Annotated in this window: 19 protein-coding genes and 1 pseudogene; 9 read left to right on the top strand and 11 right to left on the bottom strand. The window is 50.5% G+C overall.

Translation table 11 applies throughout. The features are described from left to right. The 6 genes from A9180_RS19125 to iaaA form a co-directional block, all read right to left on the bottom strand. Entirely contained in the window at nt 1-2,349 is a 2,349-nt protein-coding gene (locus tag A9180_RS19125; RefSeq protein ID WP_064530132.1) for an EAL domain-containing protein, read from the bottom strand. A gap of 177 nt (nt 2,350-2,526) precedes the next feature. Beyond that, nucleotides 2,527-3,438: a glutathione ABC transporter permease GsiD gene (gene gsiD / locus A9180_RS19120; RefSeq protein ID WP_064530131.1), complete on the bottom strand. Its 912-nt coding sequence runs from the start codon at nt 3,436-3,438 to the stop codon at nt 2,527-2,529. Nucleotides 3,439-3,440: 2 nt separating this feature from the next. After that, nucleotides 3,441-4,361 (bottom strand): glutathione ABC transporter permease GsiC, encoded by a 921-nt coding sequence (gene gsiC, locus A9180_RS19115; RefSeq protein ID WP_064530130.1) that lies wholly within the window; start codon nt 4,359-4,361, stop codon nt 3,441-3,443. 17 nt (nt 4,362-4,378) lie between these two features. Continuing rightward, nucleotides 4,379-5,917 carry a glutathione ABC transporter substrate-binding protein GsiB gene (gene gsiB / locus A9180_RS19110; protein ID WP_064530129.1) on the bottom strand — a complete coding sequence of 513 codons (1,539 nt, stop codon included), beginning with the start codon at nt 5,915-5,917 and terminating at the stop codon, nt 4,379-4,381. A gap of 19 nt (nt 5,918-5,936) precedes the next feature. Next, a complete protein-coding gene (gene gsiA, locus A9180_RS19105; protein WP_064530128.1) occupies nt 5,937-7,808 on the bottom strand; it encodes a glutathione ABC transporter ATP-binding protein GsiA in 1,872 nt (623 codons plus the stop codon). Continuing rightward, nucleotides 7,795-8,760, bottom strand: coding sequence for a beta-aspartyl-peptidase (gene iaaA, locus A9180_RS19100; protein WP_064530127.1), 966 nt, complete (start codon nt 8,758-8,760; stop codon nt 7,795-7,797). The genes gsiA and iaaA overlap by 14 nt, the downstream gene beginning before the upstream one ends. A 203-nt stretch (nt 8,761-8,963) precedes the next feature. On the opposite strand from iaaA, the gene moeA reads away from it, so the two are divergent. Together moeA and moeB are read left to right on the top strand one after the other, a co-directional pair. Continuing rightward, nucleotides 8,964-10,199: a molybdopterin molybdotransferase MoeA gene (gene moeA, locus A9180_RS19095; protein WP_064530126.1), complete on the top strand. Its 1,236-nt coding sequence runs from the start codon at nt 8,964-8,966 to the stop codon at nt 10,197-10,199. Further along, a complete protein-coding gene (gene moeB, locus A9180_RS19090; RefSeq protein ID WP_064530125.1) occupies nt 10,199-10,948 on the top strand; it encodes a molybdopterin-synthase adenylyltransferase MoeB in 750 nt (249 codons plus the stop codon). Before moeA ends, moeB begins: the two co-directional genes overlap by 1 nt. 189 nt (nt 10,949-11,137) lie before the next feature. Here moeB and fsa read toward each other — a convergent pair whose 3' ends face one another. Continuing rightward, complete coding sequence (fsa, locus tag A9180_RS19085) at nt 11,138-11,800, bottom strand: fructose-6-phosphate aldolase (RefSeq protein WP_064530124.1); 663 nt, start codon at nt 11,798-11,800, stop codon at nt 11,138-11,140. Between the two features lie 129 nt (nt 11,801-11,929). On the opposite strand from fsa, the gene A9180_RS19080 reads away from it, so the two are divergent. From A9180_RS19080 to ybiV, 3 genes are all read left to right on the top strand, one after another. Further along, on the top strand, nt 11,930-12,829 hold the full coding sequence (locus tag A9180_RS19080) for a glycyl-radical enzyme activating protein (RefSeq protein WP_064530123.1): 900 nt from the start codon (nt 11,930-11,932) through the stop codon (nt 12,827-12,829). A gap of 5 nt (nt 12,830-12,834) precedes the next feature. After that, complete coding sequence (locus A9180_RS19075; RefSeq protein ID WP_064530122.1) at nt 12,835-15,267, top strand: glycyl radical protein; 2,433 nt, start codon at nt 12,835-12,837, stop codon at nt 15,265-15,267. Nucleotides 15,268-15,411: 144 nt separating this feature from the next. Then, nucleotides 15,412-16,227, top strand: a complete 816-nt coding sequence (ybiV, locus tag A9180_RS19070) for a sugar-phosphatase YbiV (protein ID WP_064530121.1) — start codon at nt 15,412-15,414, stop codon at nt 16,225-16,227. 28 nt (nt 16,228-16,255) lie between these two features. On the opposite strand, the pseudogene A9180_RS24825 reads toward ybiV, so the two are convergent. Further along, nucleotides 16,256-16,381: pseudogene (locus tag A9180_RS24825) on the bottom strand (hypothetical protein); the annotation flags it as partial. Between the two features lie 115 nt (nt 16,382-16,496). Here A9180_RS24825 and A9180_RS19065 point away from each other — a divergent pair. Both A9180_RS19065 and A9180_RS19060 read left to right on the top strand, forming a co-directional pair. Then, nucleotides 16,497-16,778 (top strand): hypothetical protein, encoded by a 282-nt coding sequence (locus tag A9180_RS19065; protein ID WP_064530120.1) that lies wholly within the window; start codon nt 16,497-16,499, stop codon nt 16,776-16,778. 84 nt (nt 16,779-16,862) lie between these two features. Beyond that, the gene (locus tag A9180_RS19060; protein WP_064530193.1) at nt 16,863-17,252 is read left to right on the top strand and encodes a DUF6960 family protein; all 390 of its coding nucleotides are present in this window, start codon (nt 16,863-16,865) and stop codon (nt 17,250-17,252) included. Between the two features lie 47 nt (nt 17,253-17,299). On the opposite strand, the gene A9180_RS19055 is transcribed toward A9180_RS19060, so the two are convergent. After that, nucleotides 17,300-18,892 (bottom strand): ABC-F family ATPase, encoded by a 1,593-nt coding sequence (locus tag A9180_RS19055; RefSeq protein ID WP_064530119.1) that lies wholly within the window; start codon nt 18,890-18,892, stop codon nt 17,300-17,302. Between the two features lie 218 nt (nt 18,893-19,110). Between A9180_RS19055 and ldtB the strand changes: the two genes are divergently transcribed. Beyond that, on the top strand, nt 19,111-20,031 hold the full coding sequence (gene ldtB, locus A9180_RS19050; protein WP_064530118.1) for a L,D-transpeptidase: 921 nt from the start codon (nt 19,111-19,113) through the stop codon (nt 20,029-20,031). A gap of 193 nt (nt 20,032-20,224) precedes the next feature. Here the strand turns inward: ldtB and A9180_RS19045 are convergent, their stop codons facing one another. Further along, on the bottom strand, nt 20,225-21,343 hold the full coding sequence (locus A9180_RS19045) for an anion transporter (RefSeq protein ID WP_064530117.1): 1,119 nt from the start codon (nt 21,341-21,343) through the stop codon (nt 20,225-20,227). Continuing rightward, entirely contained in the window at nt 21,340-21,807 is a 468-nt protein-coding gene (gene mntR / locus A9180_RS19040; RefSeq protein WP_064530116.1) for a manganese-binding transcriptional regulator MntR, read from the bottom strand. The genes A9180_RS19045 and mntR overlap by 4 nt, the downstream gene beginning before the upstream one ends. Nucleotides 21,808-21,992: 185 nt before the next feature. On the opposite strand from mntR, the gene mntS reads away from it, so the two are divergent. Further along, nucleotides 21,993-22,121, top strand: coding sequence for a manganase accumulation protein MntS (gene mntS / locus A9180_RS19035; RefSeq protein WP_001001762.1), 129 nt, complete (start codon nt 21,993-21,995; stop codon nt 22,119-22,121). The last annotated feature ends 269 nt before the right edge of the window (nt 22,122-22,390 follow it).

Genomic DNA, 22,390 nt, shown 5'->3' with positions numbered 1-22,390 from the left:
CTACTCTTTTACTAACTTTCCACTTTTATCCCAGGCAGAGAATGGCATTGGCTTCTGGTACAGATATCCCTGTGCCTGAACACAGCCTAATTTTATTAATTCACGTGCAACCTCTTCGCTCTCAACACCTTCTGCAATCACCGGAATCTGGTTATAGCGTGCCAGGTCGAAGATAATGCGTAAAATTTTTCCCGCGGTGCCGAAAATATCGCCAGTAAATTGCGAGTCCACTTTTATGCTGTCAGGGTTAATTTCATAAAAACGTTTCAGGTTTGACAGCCCTGTGCCAAAGTCATCAATCGATATCCCAACCCCTTGTTTACGCAGTTGTGCAATATTGAGATAAAAATGTTCACTAATTCGTTCGATCACTGTTTCAGTGATCTCAATACAAATACTATTCGCCTGCAGATCATGTTCTTTCATGATAGTTGTAAAATGCTCATGAAAGTGTGGTTCGTTTAACTGCCAGGGCGAAACATTAATATGCAGCAAGAAACCGTCCTTCAGGGCCGCACGCTCACTAAAATGCCTGAATTCACCCATCGCGGTTTTAATAATTTGATAACCAAGTTCATTGATAAACCCAATATCTTCAGCAATCGTAATAAACTTCTGCGGTGAGATTATTCCTCGTTCCGCAGAGATCCAGCGGCATAATGCTTCTGCGCCGATAATGTCTCTGGTTTTAATATCAACAATCGGTTGATAGACTAAAAATAGTTCACCTTTCTTCATCGCATGGCGAATATTGCGCGCAATCCAGATATTCTCTTCAATTTCGTTGAGTTTTGCGTCATCACAAAAAATAAACTCAGAGAACATATGGTCACGGATACTGGAAATCGCCAGCTTGAGTTTTTCGGCATAACTCCAGACGTTTTCACCCTTCAATGGTTCACAAATGGCAGATTTGTGTATACGCAGATTGCGGTAACCAAAGCTGCTGTCGAAATCATCTACCATCGCTATTTTGCGGGTAAAGGTCTGTACATTTTCCCGGCATAATAATAAATAGAGATCGGCATTGAATGTCACGATGTCACAGCATTGCGCATACTTCTCGGCAATTCGCTGACACAGTTTCCTGACGATTTTATTGCGTTCCTCAACGCCAAACACAGCTTCGACGGCTTCCAGCCCGCACAGTTTGATGATCCCGACAGCCAGATACTGGCTATTATTAGATTCAATAATCGCCATGTTTTTGATAAAACCACTCTCCTGATCGTAGGAGATTAGCGAGAGCAGCTTATTCGAACGTTCAATTTCAGCGTCTTTCATTTCCGCTATGGAATTTTTGATGCTGATAATCTCTTTCGCATCGCCTTCACGGATTTTCAGCGCCTGCATTTGTTCAGTAGAATCGGGCAAAAACTCCAGCGTATTGACCAGTTCTGTCATTTCGGAAAATTGTCGCCGAAACACTCGCGTGGTCATTAAGTAAACCAATAGCAATACGATAATAATAAACGCAAATGGTAGATAAAAGAGTTTATCTGATGCGTTAAATAAATTACCTGTTGGATAATAAAAATATATTTCGAACAACGCGTTATTTGGAACTTCAGATGTTCTTGCGATATATTCCGTGTCGAAAGAATCAATAATGTTATAATTTCCTTCGCTATTATAAATAATCAGTTTTTCACGGGCGAGTTGGTTTTTGGCGATGATCTCATGGCCTTGTTTTAAAAACAGCACTTCATCATTCGAACTGATTTGATCAAGATATTCATTCAGATAGCGCCAGTTTAAGTCGACATGAATCTTATTAACCGCCAGTAAGTCACGGTCTTTGCCATTAATTCGTAGGGTAAAAGAGATACACTTTTTCCCTGGGCGATCAAAGCAGTTGTAAGCCGGATTCCAGCTACTGACCGAGTTGTCTGATGCCACCGACCAGGGCCGCTGCGACGGGTTAAAGTCGGCAAAGATGACGCGTCCTGCCTCATCGACAAGCGGCCCATTTACTTTTTCCTGATGGTAAACAAGGATCTTATCATTCGCCCGACGTGAAAAGAGATAATATTTATTATCATCCAGTACCAATCCTACCGAATCCAGAAATGGCATCATTTCCATTTTCAGAATGACGGCACGTTTAATCTCCTCACTGTTTTTCAATAAATACAGCGAATCCTTTAACGTTAAGGCCGAACGCTCAATATCTTTAAAAAAATAACCTACATTTTTTTGAATAAGTTCAAAGCGGCTATCGGCACGTTTTACCGCCCTTTCCGATACCAACTGATAGTTAATGATGAAAAAAAGACCAATAAATGACAGCGTAGCCAACAAAAATAAAATAATCAGTCTTATCTTTATTTTTTCGTATAAACTAAGCATGTTAATACACGTAACAAAATAACTATCAGCACGCTGCCTCGCTGCATAAATAGACTTTTAAAGCAGCATATTTACCCATTAATCTGATTCTACAAAATCGGCAGAAAGTTACAACACTTGCGTATAGCAATAATTTCCTATGACGCCATTACATTATTAAGCAATATTCTGCTGTGATTATGCTTTAATTTTCGGGTCCAGCGCGTCGCGTAAGCCATCGCCCAGCAAGTTGAAAGCCAGCACGGTCAGGAAGATAGCGAGTGCCGGGAAAACCGCCACATGCGGGGCGATGACCATATCCGCTCGCGCTTCATTGAGCATAGCTCCCCATTCTGGTGTCGGCGGCTGCGCCCCCAGGCCGAGAAATGAAAGGCTGGCAGCCGAGATGATCGAAGTGCCAATACGCATAGTGAAAAAGACGACAATGGAAGAGACAGTCCCGGGCAAGATATGGCGCAACAAGATGGTCATATCACTGGCACCAATACTGCGCGCCGATTCAATAAAAGTTTGCTGTTTCAACACTAGCGTGTTGCCGCGCACCAGGCGGGCAAAAGCCGGAATGGAAAAGATGGCTACAGCGATAATCACGTTAGCAATGCCACTTCCTAACACCGCAACGACAGCAATCGCCAGTAATATGCCCGGGAATGCAAAAAGCACATCGCAAATACGCATGATCAGCCGATCCCACCAGCCCTCGTAATATCCCGCCAGTAAGCCCAATAGCGTACCGATAGCCGCACCGATAAAGACAGCAAACACCCCCGCCGCAAGCGAGATTTGCGCGCCAACCAGGACACGGCTGAAAATATCACGCCCCAGCGAGTCGACGCCAAACCAGTGCTGCAAAGAAGGCCCGTTATTCAGGTTGTCATAATCGAAATAATTTTCAGCATCATAGGGGGCGATCCAGCGGGCGAAAATAGCCACCACAATCAACAAAATGACGAACAGTGCGGCGGTCATCGCCATATGCTGACGGCGAAAACGTCGCCAGAACTCATGCCACGGTGTACGTACCTGGTCAGTTTTTACCAGTGGCATAGCGTTTAACACCGCCTGACGTCGCCAGTTAAATAATCGCATCCTTACTTGTACCTGATAGCCGGGTTAATGGCGGCGTAAAGCACATCCACCACTAAGTTGATAAGAATAAACTCCAGCGAGAAGAGCAGAATTTCTGCCTGAATCACCGGGTAATCACGCATTTCTACCGAATCGACTAGTAAACGCCCAAGTCCGGGCCAGTTAAATACTTTCTCCACTACGATGGAGCCGCCGAGCAAAAAGCCAAACTGCAATCCCATCATGGTGACCACCGGGATCATGGCATTGCGCAGACCATGTTTGAGGACAACCCAGGTTTCGCTCACCCCTTTCGCCCTCGCGGTACGCATATAATCTTCACTTAAAACGTCGACAAACGAGGCGCGGGTAAAACGCGCCATCACTGAAGCCACCGCCGCGCCGAGCGTCAGAGAAGGTAATATGTAGTGCTGCCAACTGTCTGCACCTACGGTAGGCAACCAGCCAAGTTCAACAGAGAAAACCTGAATCAGCAATATTCCGAGCGCAAATGCCGGAAATGAAATCCCTGATACCGCGATGGTCATACTTAATCGATCCGGCCAACGGTTACGCCAGACGGCGGCGATAATACCAGCCGCCATACCGAACAGCACCGCCCAGGTCATACTGGTAATGGTCAACCACAGCGTAGGCATGAAGCGACTGGCAATCTCCTCGGCAACCGGGCGACGCGACACCATCGACAGGCCAAAATCCCCCTGCACAGCATTGGTGATGTAATGCCAGAACTGGTGATACAGCGGCTGATCCAGCCCCAGCTGCTGACGCACCAGTTCTATAACCTGCGCATCAGCTTCGGGTCCAGCAATCAATCGCGCCGGATCGCCGGGCAGCATATGGACAAATAAAAACACCAGCACCGAGACGACAAACAGCGTCGGAATCAACCCCAGTAAGCGTTTGATAACGTAATTAAGCATTACACTCCCTGCGTTGCTTATTGCAAATCCGCATCTTCAAAGCTGAAGCCGGTGTCTGGCATGATCCAAAAACCGCTCAGTTTTTTACTGTGGGCCGACACCAGTTTTTCTACCACCAGCGGGATCCACGGCGACTCTTGCCAGATGGTATCCTGCGCCGCCTTATACAAGCGCGCCTTTTCCGCCGGATCGTTGGTTTTCAGCGCCTGGGCAAGCTCGTCATCCACCTGCTTATTGCTGTAAAACGCGGTATTAAACTGCGTCGGCGGCCAGTTCTGCGAGGCAAACAGCGGCGATAGCGCCCAGTCAGCTTCACCAGTCGAAGCCGACCAGCCAGTGTAGAACATTCGCACACCGCTCTCTTTCTGCCCTTTACCTTCAACTTCCGCCGCTCGCTGCCCGGCATCCATCGCCGTTACCTGGGCTTTAATCCCCACCTGCGCTAGCTGTTGCTGGGTAAATTGCAGCACTTTCTGCGCGGTACTGTGATTATGTGATGACCACAGTGTGGTACTGAAACCGTTGGGATATCCCGCCTCTTTCAATAGTTCGCGCGCTTTAGCTGGATCGTAAGGCCAAGGTTTATAACTTTGCGCGTAGGCAATACTCGGTGGCACCACACCAGTGGCAGGAACGGCATATCCCGCGAAGGCCACTTTCACCAGCGCCTGACGGTTGATAGCGTAATTCAACGCCTCACGCACTTTTGGGTTATCGAATGGTTTCTGCGTCACGTTCATGCTGATATAACGCTGCATAATCGACGGGCTGGCCATCAGCTCGATATTTTTATTCTTTTCCAGTAGCGCTGCTTGTTCATAAGGGATGGGGAAAGCAAACTGCGCTTCACCGGTTTGCAGCATTGCCGCGCGGGTGTTGTTATCCGCCACCGGACGCCAGGTGATGCTGTCCAGTTTGGGCAAGCCTGGCTGCCAGTAATCAGCGAATTTTTTAACCTTCACAAAATCGGTCTGATTCCAGGTATCCAGTTCATACGGTCCGGTTCCCACCGGATGAAAACCGATCTCCTTGCCATATTTATCCAGCGCCGCAGGTGAAATCATCGCTGTCGCCGGGTGAGCGAGGATGTTAATAAACGCGGAGAACGGTTGCTTGAGCGTAATCTTCACCGTTGTCGGATCGAGCGCTTCAGTTTTGGCAATATTCTTATACAGGTTATAGCGTTTAAGATGATTCGCCGGATCGCTGGCCCGGTCCAGATTCGCTTTTACCGCCGCTGCGTTGAAGTCGGTGCCATCCTGGAACTTAATCCCTTCGCGCAATTTCACGGTGTAAGTAAGGCCGTCATCGGAAACGGTATAACTCTCCGCTAGTACGTTTTTCAGTTTCATCTCTTTATCCAGACCGAACAGCCCCTGATAAAAAGATTTCGCTACTGCCTGCGACAACGTGTCATTCGCGTCATATGGATCGAGCGTAGTGAAGTTCGATCCCACTGCCACAACCACATCTTTGGCAGCAAATGCACAAGATGTCATCAACGCTGCGGCAATGCCCAGCGCCACTAACCCACTACGGTGTACAGCTCTTGCCATTTTATTCTCCGCCTGAATGTTATCTACGCAAAAATGCGTACTCTGATTGTGGTTGTGCGACGTAATGCCCCGGCCCGACGCATTGCAACGAGGCGGCTGCAACCTCTTCGCCACGCAGATGAATGTTGCTGGGAAGATCGTCTGACAGCAGCACGCGCTGCGGTCGTAGTCGGGACGGTTCAGCGACCGGAACTGCCGCCAGTAACTTACGTGTATAAGGGTGCTGCGGATTTTCAAAGACCGCACGCCGTGGACCAATTTCAACGATTTGCCCGAGATACATCACCGCCACGCGATGACTGATCCGCTCTACAACGGCCATATCATGGGAGATAAACAAAAAGGCGATGCCAAAATCACGCTGGAGATCGAGCAACAAGTTGATGATTTGCCCGCGGATAGAAACATCCAGCGCTGAAACGGCTTCATCGGCAATGATCACTTTCGGATTCAGCGCCAACGCGCGAGCAATGCAGATGCGCTGGCGCTGACCGCCGGAAAACTCATGCGGGTAACGCCACGCATGTTCAGGTAACAGGCCAACGCGCTCCAGCAACCACGCAACGCGTGCAGCAGCTTCTTTACCCTGCAATAAACCGTGCACACGCAGCGGTTCCATTATCGAATCGCCAACCGTCTGGCGCGGGTCCAACGAGGCGTAAGGATCCTGAAAAATAAACTGGATGTCGCGACGCAATGCCTGCAGTTTGCCAGGTGAAAGGGTATCGATTCGCTGCCCTTTGAAGATGATTTCGCCGCCCTGGGATTCAACCAGGCGCAGCAACGCTCGACCGGTGGTTGATTTGCCACTCCCGGACTCGCCCACCAGCGACAACGTTTCGCCCGGCCAGAGATCAAAACCGACCTTCTCAACCGCATGCACTTCTCGCGTTACGCGATTCAGTAAGCCGCTACGTAAAGGGAAACGGGTCACCAGATTACGCACCTGTAAAACAGGTTCGCCGTCAACCACCGTTTTCTGCTCGACAGGCCATTCCTGTTTTTCCGGATGTTCAAGCGATATCAGCGGGAAACGGCGAGGATAATCTTGCCCTTTCATCGCCCCCAACTGCGGTACGGCAGCCAACAGCGCGCGGGTATAAGGATGCTCTGGCGCATGAAAAATCTGTTCGACGCTGCCCGTTTCGACCGCTTCGCCCTGATACATCACCAACACCCGATCGGCTATCTCCGCCACCACGCCCATGTCGTGAGTGATAAAGATGACGCCCATCGACATCTCTTTTTGCAATACTTTGATTAATTGCAGGATCTGCGCCTGAATGGTGACATCCAGCGCGGTGGTCGGCTCATCGGCAATCAGCACCGCCGGACGACATGACAGCGCCATTGCAATCATCACTCGCTGGCGCATTCCGCCGGAGAGTTGATGCGGATAACGCGAAAGAATGGTTTGTGCTTCCGGGATGCGAACCTGATCCAGCATCCGCTTCGCCTCTACCATCGCCTGTTCACGACTGGCGTTTTGATGCAAACGGATTGACTCGGCAATCTGTTCGCCGACGGTAAATACCGGATTCAGCGAGGTCATCGGCTCCTGAAAAATCATCGCTATATCTGCACCGCGCACATGCTGTATTTGCCTGGCACTCTGCTCGTTAAGCTCAATCACTTCACGACTGCGTCGCCGCAACAGCATTTTATCGCACTGCACCAGACCGCCTGCTTGTTCCAATAGACGCATCAATGCCAGTGCTGTGACGGATTTACCGGAACCTGATTCCCCGACAATGGCCAGCGTCTCACCGCGTCGCAAACGAAAAGAAAGATTGCGCACTGCAGCCATTTTCTGCTGGTCCTGCCTAAAGGCAATATTGAGATTATCGACCGCCAGTACTTCACCGACATCAAGTTCATCACTGTGTGGCAACGGTGTCCCCTTTTTCACGGTAGATACCGGTGGTTGGTGTATCGCCTGCGTAGCCCCAGGCGCGATACATTCCTTCAGTATTAAACGGTAGCGCAACGTTACCTTCGTGGTCGATAGCGATTAAGCCACCGCTGCCGCCAAGCGCAGGGAGTTTTTCCATCACCACCCGCTCGCAGGCTTCCGCGAGGCTTAGACCGCCATAATCCATTAACGCGCTGATGTCATACGCCGCCAGCGCGCGAATGAAGACTTCGCCCGTACCGGTACAAGAAACCGCCACACTGGCGTTATTGGCGTAGCATCCGGCTCCAACTAAAGGACTGTCGCCCACTCGCCCGGGTAATTTATTGGTCATTCCGCCCGTGGACGTAGCTGCCGCCAGATTGCCGTGTAAATCCAAAGCCACGGCTCCCACCGTACCCATTTTCTGTTTTTCATCCAGCGGAGCGCCGCGATGGTCGAGGACGGTTTCCCCTCCCTCACGCGCCGCCAGCAGCTGTTCATAACGCAAAGGCGTGGAGAAAATCTCCGGCGAGACGCGCTCCATGCCATGAGAAAAAGCAAAGTTTTCCGCCCCCTCGCCAATCATCATCACATGCGGGCTTTGCTCCATTACCAGACGGGCTGCAAGAATCGGGTTGCGCAGATGGCTAACACCCGCCACCGCCCCCGCTTTCAGTGTGTTGCCATCCATCACGCAGGCATCCAGTTCATGGGTTTCATTACGCGTAAAAACGGCGCCAATTCCAGCGTTAAAGAGCGGACACTCTTCCAGCAGGCGCACCGCTTCTGTCACCACATCCAGCGCGCTTTCGCCTGCTTCGAGCATTTGCTGTCCGGTTTCAACAATGGCAGACAGCGCCTCAATGTAGCGTAATTCCTGTTGCAGACTCATCTGTGCGCGGCTAATTGCGCCTGCGCCGCCTTGGATTGCAATGACTGCTTTGCCCATAGTCTTCGTCCATTAAGGGTGGCTCGCCACTTTTGCTATAAATATCAGAATTTTTATGAATTACTCATTCAATTTTTGAATATAGAAAGATGTATATCGCATGTAAAGGCGAGCGTCTGCTCTACGACCGAGGTGGCATACAGTCTGAAACGTTTTTCTGACATAATAGGCGAATTCGATTTTGCCTCCGCAGGAGTGTTTTCATGGAATTTACCACCGGATTGATGTCGCTCGACACCGCGCTTAATGAGATGCTTTCTCGCGTTACCCCACTGACCGCCCAGGAAACGCTGCCACTGGTACAGTGTTTTGGCCGTATTCTGGCGAGCGATGTGATTTCGCCGCTGGATGTCCCAGGGTTTGATAACTCTGCAATGGACGGCTACGCGGTACGTTTGGCCGATATCGCCTCCGGACAACCGCTGCCCGTTGCCGGGAAGTCGTTTGCCGGTCAGCCTTATCATGGCGAGTGGCCCGCTGGCACCTGCATTCGCATTATGACTGGCGCGCCGGTGCCGGAAAGCTGTGAAGCGGTGGTAATGCAGGAACAGACTGAACTCACGGACAATGGCGTGCGTTTTACCGCTGAAGTGCGTAGCGGGCAAAATATTCGTCATCGCGGTGAAGATATTTCTGCGGGCGCAGTAGTTTTCCCTGCAGGCACTCGCCTGACTACCGCTGAACTGCCAGTGATTGCTTCGCTAGGGATTGCCGAAGTTCCGGTGATTCGTAAAGTGCGAGTGGCGCTATTTTCCACGGGCGATGAACTCCAGCTACCCGGTCAGCCACTGGGCGACGGGCAAATCTACGATACCAACCGTCTGGCCGTGCATCTGATGCTGGAACAGTTAGGTTGCGAGGTAATCAACTTAGGGATTATCCGTGACGACCCGAACGCGTTACGTGCGGCATTTATTGAAGCAGACAGCCAGGCGGATGTGGTGATCAGTTCCGGCGGTGTTTCGGTCGGTGAGGCGGATTACACCAAAACCATTCTCGAAGAGCTGGGCGAAATCGCATTCTGGAAGCTGGCGATTAAACCTGGCAAACCGTTCGCGTTTGGTAAACTCTCTAATAGCTGGTTCTGCGGATTGCCGGGCAACCCGGTTTCAGCGACGCTGACTTTCTACCAACTGGTACAACCGTTACTGGCAAAATTAAGCGGCAATACCGCCAGCGGCCTGCCTGCGCGTCAGCGTGTACGCACGGCTTCTCGCCTGAAGAAATCCCCCGGACGTCTTGATTTCCAGCGCGGCGTGCTGCAACGCAACGCCGACGGCGAGCTAGAAGTCACGACCACCGGGCATCAGGGTTCACATATATTTAGCTCCTTTAGCCTCGGCAACTGCTTTATCGTACTGGAACGCGATCGCGGCAATGTTGAAGCGGGCGAATGGGTGGAAGTCGAGCCCTTTAACGCGTTGTTCGGAGGCCTGTAATGGCGGAACTCAGCGATCAGGAGATGCTGCGCTACAACCGGCAAATCATCCTGCGTGGTTTTGATTTTGACGGTCAGGAGGCGTTGAAAGAGGCGCGTGTGCTGGTCGTCGGCCTGGGCGGCCTCGGCTGTGCTGCCTCGCAATATCTGGCAAGCGCAGGCGTCGGCAACCTGACGCTGCTCGACTTCGACACGGTTTCGCTCTCAAATCTGCAACGCCAGACGCTGCACAGTGATGCCACGGTCGGGCAACCGAAGGTGGAATCCGCCCGTGACGCCCTGGCGCGTATCAATCCGCATATTTCTATTACGCCGGTAAATGCGCTGCTTGATGACGCTGAACTTGCTGCGTTGATTGCAAAGCACAATCTGGTGCTCGACTGTACGGATAACGTTGCGGTACGTAATCAACTTAACGCAGGCTGTTTTGCCGCAAAGGTGCCGCTGGTTTCCGGCGCGGCAATTCGTATGGAAGGTCAAATCACCGTTTTTACTTACCAGGATGGCGAGCCATGTTACCGTTGTCTGAGTCGTCTGTTTGGCGAAAACGCGTTAACCTGCGTAGAAGCGGGCGTGATGGCACCGTTGATTGGGGTGATTGGTTCATTACAGGCAATGGAAGCGATTAAACTGCTGGCCGGTTATGGCAAACCTGCCAGCGGAAAAATCGTTATGTACGATGCGATGACCTGTCAGTTCCGTGAAATGAAACTGATGCGCAATCCGGGATGTGAGGTGTGCGGGCAGTAATTGCCATCTGTTACGCGCCAGGCGCCGCATCCGGCAATGTGTTCCTGATGTCGGATGCGGCGTAAACGCCTTATCCGACCTACGGTTCGAACACAGATTTCCAGGCCTGATAAGACGCGACAGCGCCGCATCGGGCATTGTTGCCCTCCGCCAGGTCATAATTAATTTATGAGGATGACAAGCGCCCTGTTAAAGCGACGTTCTGCCAAAAGCCCCCTGCCAGTCCTGCTCAAACTTCGCTACAGCGGCATCAACTGCCGGATAGCTAATCATCTGTTGCGCAACATCCAGCGGCAGCGTGATTGATTCACATCCTGCCAGTAAGCAGTCCAACGCCTGACGCGGGGTTTTGAAACTGGCTGCCAGCACTTTCGCCTGTGGCGCATGCATTTTCAGCAACTGGTGTAAGTCGGTCACCGTCTGAATACCACTTCCGCCCTGGGCATCAATTCGGTTGACGTAAGGCGCAACATACTCCGCACCTGCCAGCGCCGACAACAGCCCTTGCGCTGCGCCATACACCGCCGTACCCAGCGTCGGAATACCTTCCGCTTTTAATAGCTTAATCGCTGCCAGCCCTTCGGCAGTCACAGGTACTTTAACCACGATATCCGTAATAATAGAGCGCAGTTTACGCGCATCATTCACCATACCTTCAGCAGTAGTAGACATGACCTGGGCAAACAAACGCCCCTGTCCGCCCATTGCCTCATGTAACTCAGGAAGTAAAACTTCCAGAGGCTTCTTACCTGCCGCCACAATACTTGGGTTAGTGGTCACGCCCGCCAACGGAAAAACACGCGCCAGCGCCTTCACTGCGGCGACGTCTGAAGTATCCAGATACAGTTCCATAGTCATCCTCTAAATCTACTTTTGTCTGAATGCAGACTATCACGAGAAAACTCTCTGAACAGTTGACGCACATCAATCTAACTTTCATTCGAAAGTATTTTAATGCTTGAACGAAAAGAGAGGGCTTCTATGATTTTCAATATTCAGCGCTATTCGACCCACGACGGTCCCGGTATCCGCACGGTAGTTTTTCTTAAGGGGTGCTCACTGGGCTGCCGCTGGTGTCAGAACCCGGAAAGCCGCGCCCGCACGCAGGACCTGCTATATGACGCGCGTCTGTGCCTGGAAGGTTGCGAACTATGCTCGAAGACCGCGCCGGAAGTGATTGAGCGCGCGCTGAATGGCTTGCTTATTCATAGGGAAAAATTAACGCCTGAACATTTGACGGCACTGACCGACTGCTGTCCGACTCAGGCATTAACCGTGTGCGGTGAAGCGAAAAGCGTTGAGGAGATCATGGCGACCGTTCTGCGCGACAAACCGTTTTACGATCGCAGCGGCGGTGGCTTAACGCTTTCCGGTGGTGAGCCGTTTATGCAGCCGGAAATGGCAATGGCACTACTGCAAGCCAGCCACGAGGCTGGTATTCATACTGCGGTAGAAACCTGTCTGCATGTGCCGTGGAAATATATCGCCCCTTCTCTGCCGTATATTGATCTGTTTCTTGCCGATTTAAAACACGTTGCCGACGTGCCGTTTAAACAGTGGACCGACGGCAATGCTGCGAGAGTACTGGATAACCTGAAAAAACTCGCGGCGGCGGGCAAAAAAATCATTATTCGCGTGCCACTGATTCAAGGCTTTAATGCCGATGAAGCCGCGGTGAAAGCCATTACTGATTTTGCCGCCAGTGAACTGCACGTTAACGAAATCCATTTCTTGCCCTACCACACGCTGGGCATCAACAAATATCACTTACTTAATCTGCCCTATGACGCCCCGGAAAAACCGCTTGATGCGCCAGAACTGCTCGACTTTGCCCAGCAGTATGCCTGCCAGAAAGGGTTAACCGCGACCTTACGAGGATAACAATCATGACAACACTGAAACTGGACACCCTCAGCGACCGCATTAAAGCGCACAAAAACGCGCTGGTGCATATTGTGAAACCGCCGGTCTGTACCGAACGCGCGCAGCACTATACCGAGATGTATCAACAACATCTCGATAAGCCAATCCCGGTACGTCGCGCGCTGGCGCTGGCACACCACCTGGCTAACCGCACCATCTGGATCAAACACGATGAGTTGATCATCGGCAACCAGGCAAGCGAAGTTCGCGCCGCGCCGATCTTCCCGGAATATACCGTGTCGTGGATCGAAAAAGAGATTGATGATCTGGCGGATCGTCCCGGCGCTGGTTTTGCAGTGAGCGAAGAGAACAAACGTGTTCTGCATGAAGTATGCCCGTGGTGGCGCGGTCAGACCGTACAGGATCGCTGCTATGGCATGTTTACCGATGAGCAAAAAGGCCTACTGGCGACCGGAATCATTAAAGCGGAAGGCAATATGACTTCCGGCGACGCGCACCTGGCAGTCAATTTCCCGCTGTTGCTGGAAAAAGGGCTTGATGGTCTGCGCGAGAAAGTGGCGGAGCGTCGCTCGCGTATTAACCTGACAGTGCTGGAAGATTTGCATGGCGAGCAGTTCCTGAAAGCTATAGATATCGTACTGGTGGCCGTCAGTGAACACATTGAACGTTTCGCTGCTCTGGCGCGTGAAATGGCCGCCACCGAAACCCGCGAAAGCCGTCGCGATGAACTGCTGGCGATAGCAGAAAACTGCGACCTTATCGCCCACCAGCCGCCGCAGACTTTCTGGCAGGCGCTGCAACTGTGCTACTTCATCCAGTTGATTTTGCAGATTGAATCTAACGGTCACTCGGTGTCGTTTGGTCGTATGGACCAGTATCTCTATCCGTACTATCGTCGCGACGTTGAACTCAACCAGACGCTGGATCGTGAACACGCCATCGAAATGCTACATAGTTGCTGGCTGAAACTGCTGGAAGTGAACAAGATCCGCTCCGGCTCGCACTCAAAAGCCTCTGCGGGAAGCCCGCTGTATCAGAACGTCACCATTGGTGGGCAAAATCTGGTTGATGGTCAGCCGATGGACGCAGTGAATCCACTCTCTTACGCGATCCTCGAATCCTGCGGTCGCCTACGTTCGACGCAGCCTAACCTCAGCGTGCGCTACCACGCGGGAATGAGCAACGATTTCCTCGACGCCTGCGTGCAGGTGATCCGCTGCGGCTTCGGGATGCCCGCGTTCAACAACGATGAAATCGTGATCCCAGAATTTATCAAACTCGGTATTGAACCGCAGGACGCTTACGACTACGCAGCGATTGGCTGTATCGAAACCGCCGTCGGCGGTAAATGGGGCTATCGCTGCACCGGCATGAGCTTTATCAACTTCGCCCGCGTAATGCTGGCGGCGCTGGAAGGCGGTCGTGATGCCACCAGCGGCAAAGTGTTCCTGCCACAAGAAAAAGCGTTGTCAGCGGGTAACTTCAACAACTTCGATGAAGTAATGGACGCGTGGGATACACAAATCCGTTACTACACCCGCAAATCAATCGAAATCGAATATGTCGTCGATACCATGCTGGAAGAAAACGTGCACGATATTCTCTGCTCGGCGCTGGTGGATGACTGTATTGAGCGGGCGAAGAGTATTAAGCAAGGTGGCGCAAAATATGACTGGGTATCTGGCTTACAGGTCGGTATTGCTAACCTCGGCAACAGCCTGGCGGCAGTGAAGAAACTGGTATTTGAACAGGGTGCGATTGGTCAGCAACAACTGGCTACCGCACTGGCGGAAGACTTCGACGGTCTGACTCACGAGCAGTTGCGTCAGCGTCTTATTAACGGCGCGCCGAAGTACGGCAATGACGATGATAGCGTCGATACGCTGCTGGCTCGCGCTTATCAGACCTATATCGACGAACTGAAACAGTACCATAACCCACGCTACGGTCGTGGCCCGATCGGCGGCAATTATTACGCAGGTACATCATCTATTTCCGCCAACGTACCGTTTGGCGCGCAGACGATGGCAACGCCGGACGGGCGTAAAGCGCATACCCCGCTGGCAGAAGGCGCAAGCCCAGCCTCCGGTACCGACCATCTCGGCCCAACGGCGGTCATTGGCTCGGTGGGGAAACTGCCTACGGCAGCGATTCTTGGCGGCGTGTTGCTCAACCAGAAACTGAATCCGGCGACGCTGGAAAATGAATCTGACAAGCAGAAACTGATGATCCTGCTGCGCACCTTCTTTGAAGTGCATAAAGGCTGGCACATTCAGTACAACATTGTTTCCCGCGAAACATTGCTGGAAGCGAAAAAACATCCGGATCAATACCGCGATCTGGTGGTACGCGTCGCGGGCTATTCCGCCTTCTTCACCGCCCTGTCGCCGGAAGCGCAGGACGATATCATCGCCCGTACCGAACATATGCTGTAATCCCCTCAGCCCGGCGGCGGCGTCGCCGGGCCAAATCATTCACATCATCAATTTCACTCTCTCTTTCATTCGAAATAAATTTGTGTCCTGCGTCACATTGTTATTACACTGTGGCGGTTTGCATTCATTGCCAGGAGCACTTCTATGAGCGTAAAAGTTATCGTCACAGACATGGACGGTACTTTTCTAAACGACGCCAAAACGTACAATCATGAGCGTTTTATGGCGCAGTATCAGGAATTTAAAAAACGCGGTATTGAGTTCGTTGTCGCCAGTGGTAATCAGTATTATCAGCTTATTTCCTTCTTTCCTGAGCTAAAGGATGAAATCTCATTTGTCGCAGAAAACGGCGCGCTGGTTTACGAACATGGCAAACAACTGTTTCACGGCGAGTTGACCCGGCATGAATCGCAAATTGTCATTGGTGAGCTGCTGAAAGATAAACAGCTAAATTTTGTCGCCTGTGGTCTGCAAAGTGCCTATGTCAGTGAGAATGCGCCAGAAGCTTTTGTCGCCCTGATGGCAAAACACTACCATCGCCTGAAACCTGTAAAGGATTACCAGGACATTGACGATGTGCTGTTCAAATTTTCGCTCAACCTGCCGGATGAACAAATCCCATTAGTGATAGACAAACTGCACATTGCACTCGACGGAATTATGAAACCGGTGACCAGTGGTTTTGGGTTTATTGACCTGATTATACCCGGCCTGCATAAAGCGAACGGTATTTCACGGTTGATAAAACGCTGGGATTTGTCACCGCAAAATGTGGTAGCGATTGGCGACAGCGGTAACGACGCCGAAATGTTAAAAATGGCGCGTTATTCTTTTGCGATGGGCAATGCTGCTGAAAGTATTAAACAAATCGCTCATTACGCTACGGATGACAATAATCATGAAGGCGCGCTGAATGTGATTCAGGCAGTGCTGGAAAATAAACCGCCTTTTACTCTTTAACGAGAGCCGGGGCAATTGCCCCGATTTCTCAATGAGCGTTACACTCATCTTCTTCAATCAGCTCAACCACTAATGTGGTTCCAGGTCTCTGTAAGTAATATTCATTATCAAGGGGATCACGCAATTTCATAAACGTTGTTTCACCGACTTGCATAATGTTACTCATCAGATCGGAGGCTGGGAAGTCAATACAGGGCATGCTAATATCTCTACGCCTTTAGCAAGGGATACAATAGGTTTTGATCTAACATTATTTAAGGGTTATCAAAATGCATCACTTGGAAATATACTACTCAGGAAATGATAATTGGATTATTTTCTCAAATTTATATAAAGAGTATAAAGACATTGAAAAAGTACAAGAATTAGCAAGGAAATTTAATAATGATTTAATATTGGCAAGTGTCATTTATGGAAAGATTGGTGAGGGGTATTATCTTGCCTGGATTGAGAATAAAGTTCCGGCCCTGGGCTATTTAACGCCTTTGGATTGCAATAACGATTTAACCCTTATAACCAGATTAAAAGAAATGTTAATGAGAATGCCATGAAATTATAAATAACATTGAAAATTACCCTAGCGAAGATGTTTAGCTTATAAAAATCAGGACATACATATTATGGAGATTAAAAATCTGGAGGTTATTGAGCATTATGGTATATGTAACTGGTATCCTGAACATGGAAGTCATTTAGTCTCGCCTGATGATCTCCTGGAGTTTATTAACTTAAAACCAGCAGGAAAGATATTTAAATGTATAAGAATTGATGATAAATGGTGTTCAGTAATCTATGGCGAGAAAACATTTAAAATCGATCCAGTGATATATCACACCGTGCCGGATTTGAAATTTTATATTAATCAATCTGTTTGGGTTAAAACAAAGAATAGTGTGGGCACAATTATTGATATTTATTGGCATTTTAAAAATGAGACACCCCTTTATTTTATAAACTTTGAAGGTAAACGATCATCCAGTCGATATTCAGAAAGTGAGCTGTCTCTTCCACATAATATACCTTGAATGTAGCGCGGCCCCACAGAGATTACCTCTGTAGAGCCAGCATAATATTACTCGATCCCTCTGCTACGCAGATAATCTTCGTAATTACCGCTAAAGTCGATCACGCGTTCCGGAGTGATTTCCAGAATGCGGGTCGCCAGTGAACTTACAAACTCACGGTCGTGAGAAACAAAGATCAGCGTACCCTGATACAGTTCCAGCGCCATGTTCAGCGACTCGATAGATTCCATATCCAGGTGGTTGGTCGGTTCGTCCATGATCAGAATATTCGGTTTCTGCATCATTAACTTACCAAACAGCATACGGCCTTTTTCACCACCGGAAAGCACTTTGGCAGGTTTTTTGATGTCGTCCTGGCTGAACAACAAACGGCCAAGAATGCTGCGCACCGCCTGCTCGTCATCGCCTTCCTGCTTCCACTGGCTCATCCATTCGAACACGGTCAGATCATTATCGAACTCATATTCGTGATCCTGCGCATAGTAACCAATGCGCGCGTTCTCAGACCATTTTACGGTGCCGCTATCCGGTTGCAGATCGCCCACCAGCGTTTTCAGCAGCGTAGATTTACCGACGCCGTTGGTACCGAGCACCGCCAGCTTTTCACCCACTTCCAGCAGCAGGTTGAGATTTTTAAACAGCGGACCGTTATCAAACCCTTTGGTCAGCCCTTCTACTTCCAGCGCGTTACGGAACAGTTTCTTATCCTGCTCAAAACGGATGAACGGGTTCTGACGGCTGGAGGCTTTTACCTCTTCCAGTTTGATTTTATCAATCTGACGCGCACGCGAAGTTGCCTGACGAGATTTCGAGGCGTTAGCGCTAAAGCGGCTAACGAAGGATTGCAGCTCGGCAATCTGCGCTTTCTTCTTGGCGTTATCAGCCAGTAGACGTTCGCGCGCCTGGGTCGCCGCCGTCATGTACTCATCGTAGTTACCCGGATAAACGCGCAGTTCGCCGTAATCCAGATCCGCCATGTGGGTACAAACCATGTTGAGGAAGTGACGGTCGTGCGAAATGATGATCATGGTGCTGTCACGCTCGTTCAGCACCTGTTCCAGCCAGCGAATAGTGTCGATGTCCAGGTTGTTGGTCGGTTCGTCGAGAAGGAGGATGTCCGGATCGGCAAACAGCGCCTGCGCCAGCAACACACGCAGTTTCCAGCCTGGCGCCACTTCGCTCATTGGACCGTAGTGTTGTTCCACTGGAATACCCACGCCGAGCAACAACTCACCGGCGCGCGCTTCCGCAGAGTAACCGTCCATTTCGCCGTATTTCACTTCCAGATCGGCCACTTTATAGCCATCTTCTTCGCTCATTTCCGGCAAAGCATAGATGCGGTCGCGCTCCTGCTTCACTTCCCACAACTCTTTATGCCCCATGATCACCGTATCCAGCACGGTGTACTCTTCAAAGGCAAATTGATCCTGGCGCAGCTTACCAATGCGCTCATTCGGATCGAGGGAAACGTTACCCAGCGTCGGCTCAAGGTCGCCGCCGAGGATTTTCATAAAGGTGGATTTACCACTACCGTTCGCGCCAATCAGGCCGTAACGGTTGCCGCCGCCAAATTTGACGGAAATGTTTTCAAACAACGGCTTACTGCCGAACTGCATGGTGACGTTACTGGAAACTAACACAGGCGTATCCTGAAAAGAGATATGACAAACCGCGTATTATGCCATAAGTCTGAAAGAAGATCCCGCTTGCCGCTTAAGGTCTACACTCTTCCCAAAGGCAAAAAATGTGATTTCGTACACATCTGATTTCACTGTTAGCTGGAATGAACATATAATGCGCTTCCAATACTCTAAGATTCTCAACCTAATGGCCTGCCAGGCACTAAATCTCGCTTAACATGAATATGAAATTGAAAACATTATTCGCAGCGGCCTTCGCTGTTGTCGGCTTTTGCAGTACCGCCTCTGCGGTAACTTATCCTCTGCCAACCGACGGGAGTCGCCTGGTTGGTCAGAATCAGGTGATCACTATCCCTGAAGGTAACACTCAGCCGCTGGAGTATTTTGCGGCCGAGTACCAGATGGGGCTTTCCAACATGATGGAAGCGAACCCTGGAGTAGATACCTTCCTGCCGAAAGGCGGCACCGTACTGAACATTCCGCAGCAACTGATCCTGCCGGACACTGTGCATGAAGGCATTGTGATTAACAGCGCAGAGATGCGTCTGTATTACTATCCGAAAGGGACCAACACCGTTATCGTGCTGCCGATCGGCATTGGTCAGTTAGGTAAAGACACACCTATCAACTGGACCACCAAAGTAGAGCGTAAGAAAGCAGGCCCGACCTGGACACCGACCGCCAAAATGCACGCAGAGTACCGCGCAGCGGGCGAACCGCTTCCGGCTGTCGTTCCGGCTGGCCCGGATAACCCGATGGGGCTGTACGCACTGTACATCGGTCGCCTGTACGCTATCCACGGCACCAACGCTAACTTCGGTATCGGTTTGCGCGTAAGCCACGGCTGTGTACGTCTGCGTAACGAAGACATTAAATTCCTGTTCGAGAAAGTGCCAGTCGGTACTCGCGTGCAGTTTATTGATGAGCCGGTAAAAGCGACTACTGAGCCAGACGGCAGCCGTTACATTGAAGTCCATAACCCACTGTCTACCACCGAAGCCCAGTTTGAAGGTAAGGAAATTGTACCGATTACTCTGACGAAGAGCGTGCAGACAGTAACTGGCCAGCCAGACGTTGATCAGGTTGTTCTGGATGAAGCGATTAAAAACCGTTCCGGGATGCCGGTTCGTCTGAATTAATCGTCAAAACGTAAAGCAAAAGGCGGAGTAATAATCCGCCTGATGCGCTACGCTTATCAGGCCTACGAAGAACCTGCGATATATTGATTTTGTAGGCCGGATAAGGCGTTAACGCCGCATCCGGCATGAACAAAGCGCGTATTACCAACAATCAGAGGCGGACTCATAATCCGCCTTTTTTATTTGCCGGCTCTTACACTGCCGGGATCATCACCAACAAAACATATCCCACCAGCGCCGCCCACAGCAGCATCGGTATTGAATAGAGATGGAAACGCCACCAGATACGGCGATCGTTCGCCATCCGTAACGCAATCAAATTTGCCAGCGATCCGGGTAATAAACCAAAGCCACCTACGTTTACCGCCCATGCCAGCAACAATGACGGCGGCACATAGTTCAGCAGCAAAATCGTGCTCGGCACGTTACTGATTACCTGCGATAAACCAATCGCCGTCAGCCATAATCCAGGTTCAGATAAATGACTCACGTTGCTCAACACGCCCTGTAATGCCGGAAGCTGGGTCAGTAAATGGACGTCAATAAACATCGCCATAAACACCAGCAGCAGCGTCCAGTCCACACTCAGTATCACGCGACGCGCCAGCAGCGTAAACCCCGCCGCCACAATCACCAGTCCCCACAGCTCTTGTTTTAGCTCAAGTGCCATAAGAAAGACGATATACAACCCCAGACAACTCCACACCAGTCGTGGTTTCCACTCCGGCATTTGCGTACCCGTATGATATTGCAGCGCCTTTCCAGGGAAGCAACACCAACACAGCAGCAGTAGTGTCAGCATCATCGCACCAGCCAGCGGAGCCATTTGGGCAATAAAACCGACAAACGAAAGACCAGAGCATCCCCAGATTAGGATATTTTGCGGATTGCCAATCGGCGTCAGCAACGATCCGGCATTCACCGCCAGCGCCTCGAAAATAATCAGCCGATTAACCGGTATCTCACACAGTCTTTTTAGCGTGATGGTCAGCGGAACAACAATAAACAGCGCGACATCGTTGGTCAGAAACGTAGAAAGCAGCGCCGCTGCCAGCACCATAAACATCGCCAGCCGGCGCTCAGTAGCAAAACGGCGCACCATTTTGCGCCCAAGCACATCAAAATAACCGCTTAACTCGACGCCTTTGGTCAGCAGCATCAGGCCACTTAAGGTGATGATGGTGTGCCAGTCAATAGCACCAGGCCAGGACTTAGGTGTGAAAGGAACGAAAAAACTTAATCCGATGCCAACGAGAATTAATAACTGAAAAAAGCGATCGCCTTGCAGCGTGTGTAAAAAAGGCAGACTCATTTGGCACCGTGTTTCTGGGTAAACAAACGAAAGGCGTCCAGCGTCTCCTCACTGACATGGTGCTCCATGCCTTCCGCGTCGCGACGGGCGATTTCCGGGCTAACCCCCAATACCAGCAAGAAGTTTTCAACTATATGGTGCCGCTCGCGGCTTTCCTGTGCCAGTTTCTCCCCTTCCACCGTTAAAAACACGCCACGCCAGGGGATCATTTCAATCAATCCCATTGTCGCCAGTCGCTTAAGCATTTTAGCCACCGTAGGTTGAGAGACACCCAGACGGGCGGCCATATCAACCTGACGCGCTTCTCCAACCTCCCTCATCAGGTCAGAAATCAGCTCAACGTAATCGTCGATAAGTTCACGACGATGTGCCTCTCTGACCTGGCGGAATCCTTCAACGTGCTCTTCCACGTTCACTAACTGCGTCACTTTTTTTGCTGTTGGCGTACCTGCGCGACGACTCATTGTGCTTCCTCATTATGGTGACGCATGGATAGCGTTCTCATTTCGTGCACACATTGTAAACCAGAGTTGCGAAGGCACAAAAAATTAACGTTTTAGCAATAGCTATATAATATAGCCTGTGCTATATCTGTATGTAATGCAATCATCCCTCAAGGACCGACGGGATTAGCAAGTCAGGAGGTCTTATGAATGAGTTCAAGAGGTGTATGCGCGTGTTTAGTCACTCTCCCTTTAAAGTACGGTTAATGCTGCTCTCGATGTTGTGCGATATGGTCAACAACAAACCGCAGCAGGATAAACCCTCCAATAAATAGCGGCGTCGCGGTACGCCGCTTCACTCCTGCTTTATTGCAGGCATAAATTGTTCAGGATTGAATTCCCCCACTTTTTATCGGTATTGCTATTCTCTTCGCAAAAGATTTGTTCCTCAGTAGTTGACCTGAACGGCGGCTCGCTCTATCTTCTTGCAGCCCTGCGTATATTGCGGCTCGCAGATGCGGACCCTTCCCCCTCTTCACGCACTCTTGCAGGTATTGACCCTTGACGCCAGGGTAAGCACATGGCGTTTGTTACGATAGTGGCA

Origin of the sequence: Escherichia sp. B1147, from assembly GCF_001660175.1 — a bacterium.
Lineage (GTDB): Bacteria > Pseudomonadota > Gammaproteobacteria > Enterobacterales > Enterobacteriaceae > Escherichia > Escherichia whittamii.
Note: the sequence above shows the minus strand (reverse complement) of the source record. Positions and strands in the feature narration are given on the sequence as shown.

What these genes read in the sequence shown, in the direction of transcription:
- A9180_RS19075 (WP_064530122.1), top strand. Translation starts at nt 12,835, where the DNA reads ATGACAACACTGAAACTGGACACCCTCAGCGACCGCATTAAAGCGCAC.
- A9180_RS19125 (WP_064530132.1), bottom strand. Translation starts at nt 2,349, where the DNA reads ATGCTTAGTTTATACGAAAAAATAAAGATAAGACTGATTATTTTATTT.
- A9180_RS19065 (WP_064530120.1), top strand. Translation starts at nt 16,497, where the DNA reads ATGCATCACTTGGAAATATACTACTCAGGAAATGATAATTGGATTATT.
- gsiD (WP_064530131.1), bottom strand. Translation starts at nt 3,438, where the DNA reads ATGCGATTATTTAACTGGCGACGTCAGGCGGTGTTAAACGCTATGCCA.
- moeB (WP_064530125.1), top strand. Translation starts at nt 10,199, where the DNA reads ATGGCGGAACTCAGCGATCAGGAGATGCTGCGCTACAACCGGCAAATC.
- ldtB (WP_064530118.1), top strand. Translation starts at nt 19,111, where the DNA reads ATGAATATGAAATTGAAAACATTATTCGCAGCGGCCTTCGCTGTTGTC.
- mntS (WP_001001762.1), top strand. Translation starts at nt 21,993, where the DNA reads ATGAATGAGTTCAAGAGGTGTATGCGCGTGTTTAGTCACTCTCCCTTT.
- iaaA (WP_064530127.1), bottom strand. Translation starts at nt 8,760, where the DNA reads ATGGGCAAAGCAGTCATTGCAATCCAAGGCGGCGCAGGCGCAATTAGC.
- A9180_RS19045 (WP_064530117.1), bottom strand. Translation starts at nt 21,343, where the DNA reads ATGAGTCTGCCTTTTTTACACACGCTGCAAGGCGATCGCTTTTTTCAG.
- gsiC (WP_064530130.1), bottom strand. Translation starts at nt 4,361, where the DNA reads ATGCTTAATTACGTTATCAAACGCTTACTGGGGTTGATTCCGACGCTG.
- fsa (WP_064530124.1), bottom strand. Translation starts at nt 11,800, where the DNA reads ATGGAACTGTATCTGGATACTTCAGACGTCGCCGCAGTGAAGGCGCTG.
- mntR (WP_064530116.1), bottom strand. Translation starts at nt 21,807, where the DNA reads ATGAGTCGTCGCGCAGGTACGCCAACAGCAAAAAAAGTGACGCAGTTA.
- A9180_RS19080 (WP_064530123.1), top strand. Translation starts at nt 11,930, where the DNA reads ATGATTTTCAATATTCAGCGCTATTCGACCCACGACGGTCCCGGTATC.
- moeA (WP_064530126.1), top strand. Translation starts at nt 8,964, where the DNA reads ATGGAATTTACCACCGGATTGATGTCGCTCGACACCGCGCTTAATGAG.
- ybiV (WP_064530121.1), top strand. Translation starts at nt 15,412, where the DNA reads ATGAGCGTAAAAGTTATCGTCACAGACATGGACGGTACTTTTCTAAAC.
- gsiB (WP_064530129.1), bottom strand. Translation starts at nt 5,917, where the DNA reads ATGGCAAGAGCTGTACACCGTAGTGGGTTAGTGGCGCTGGGCATTGCC.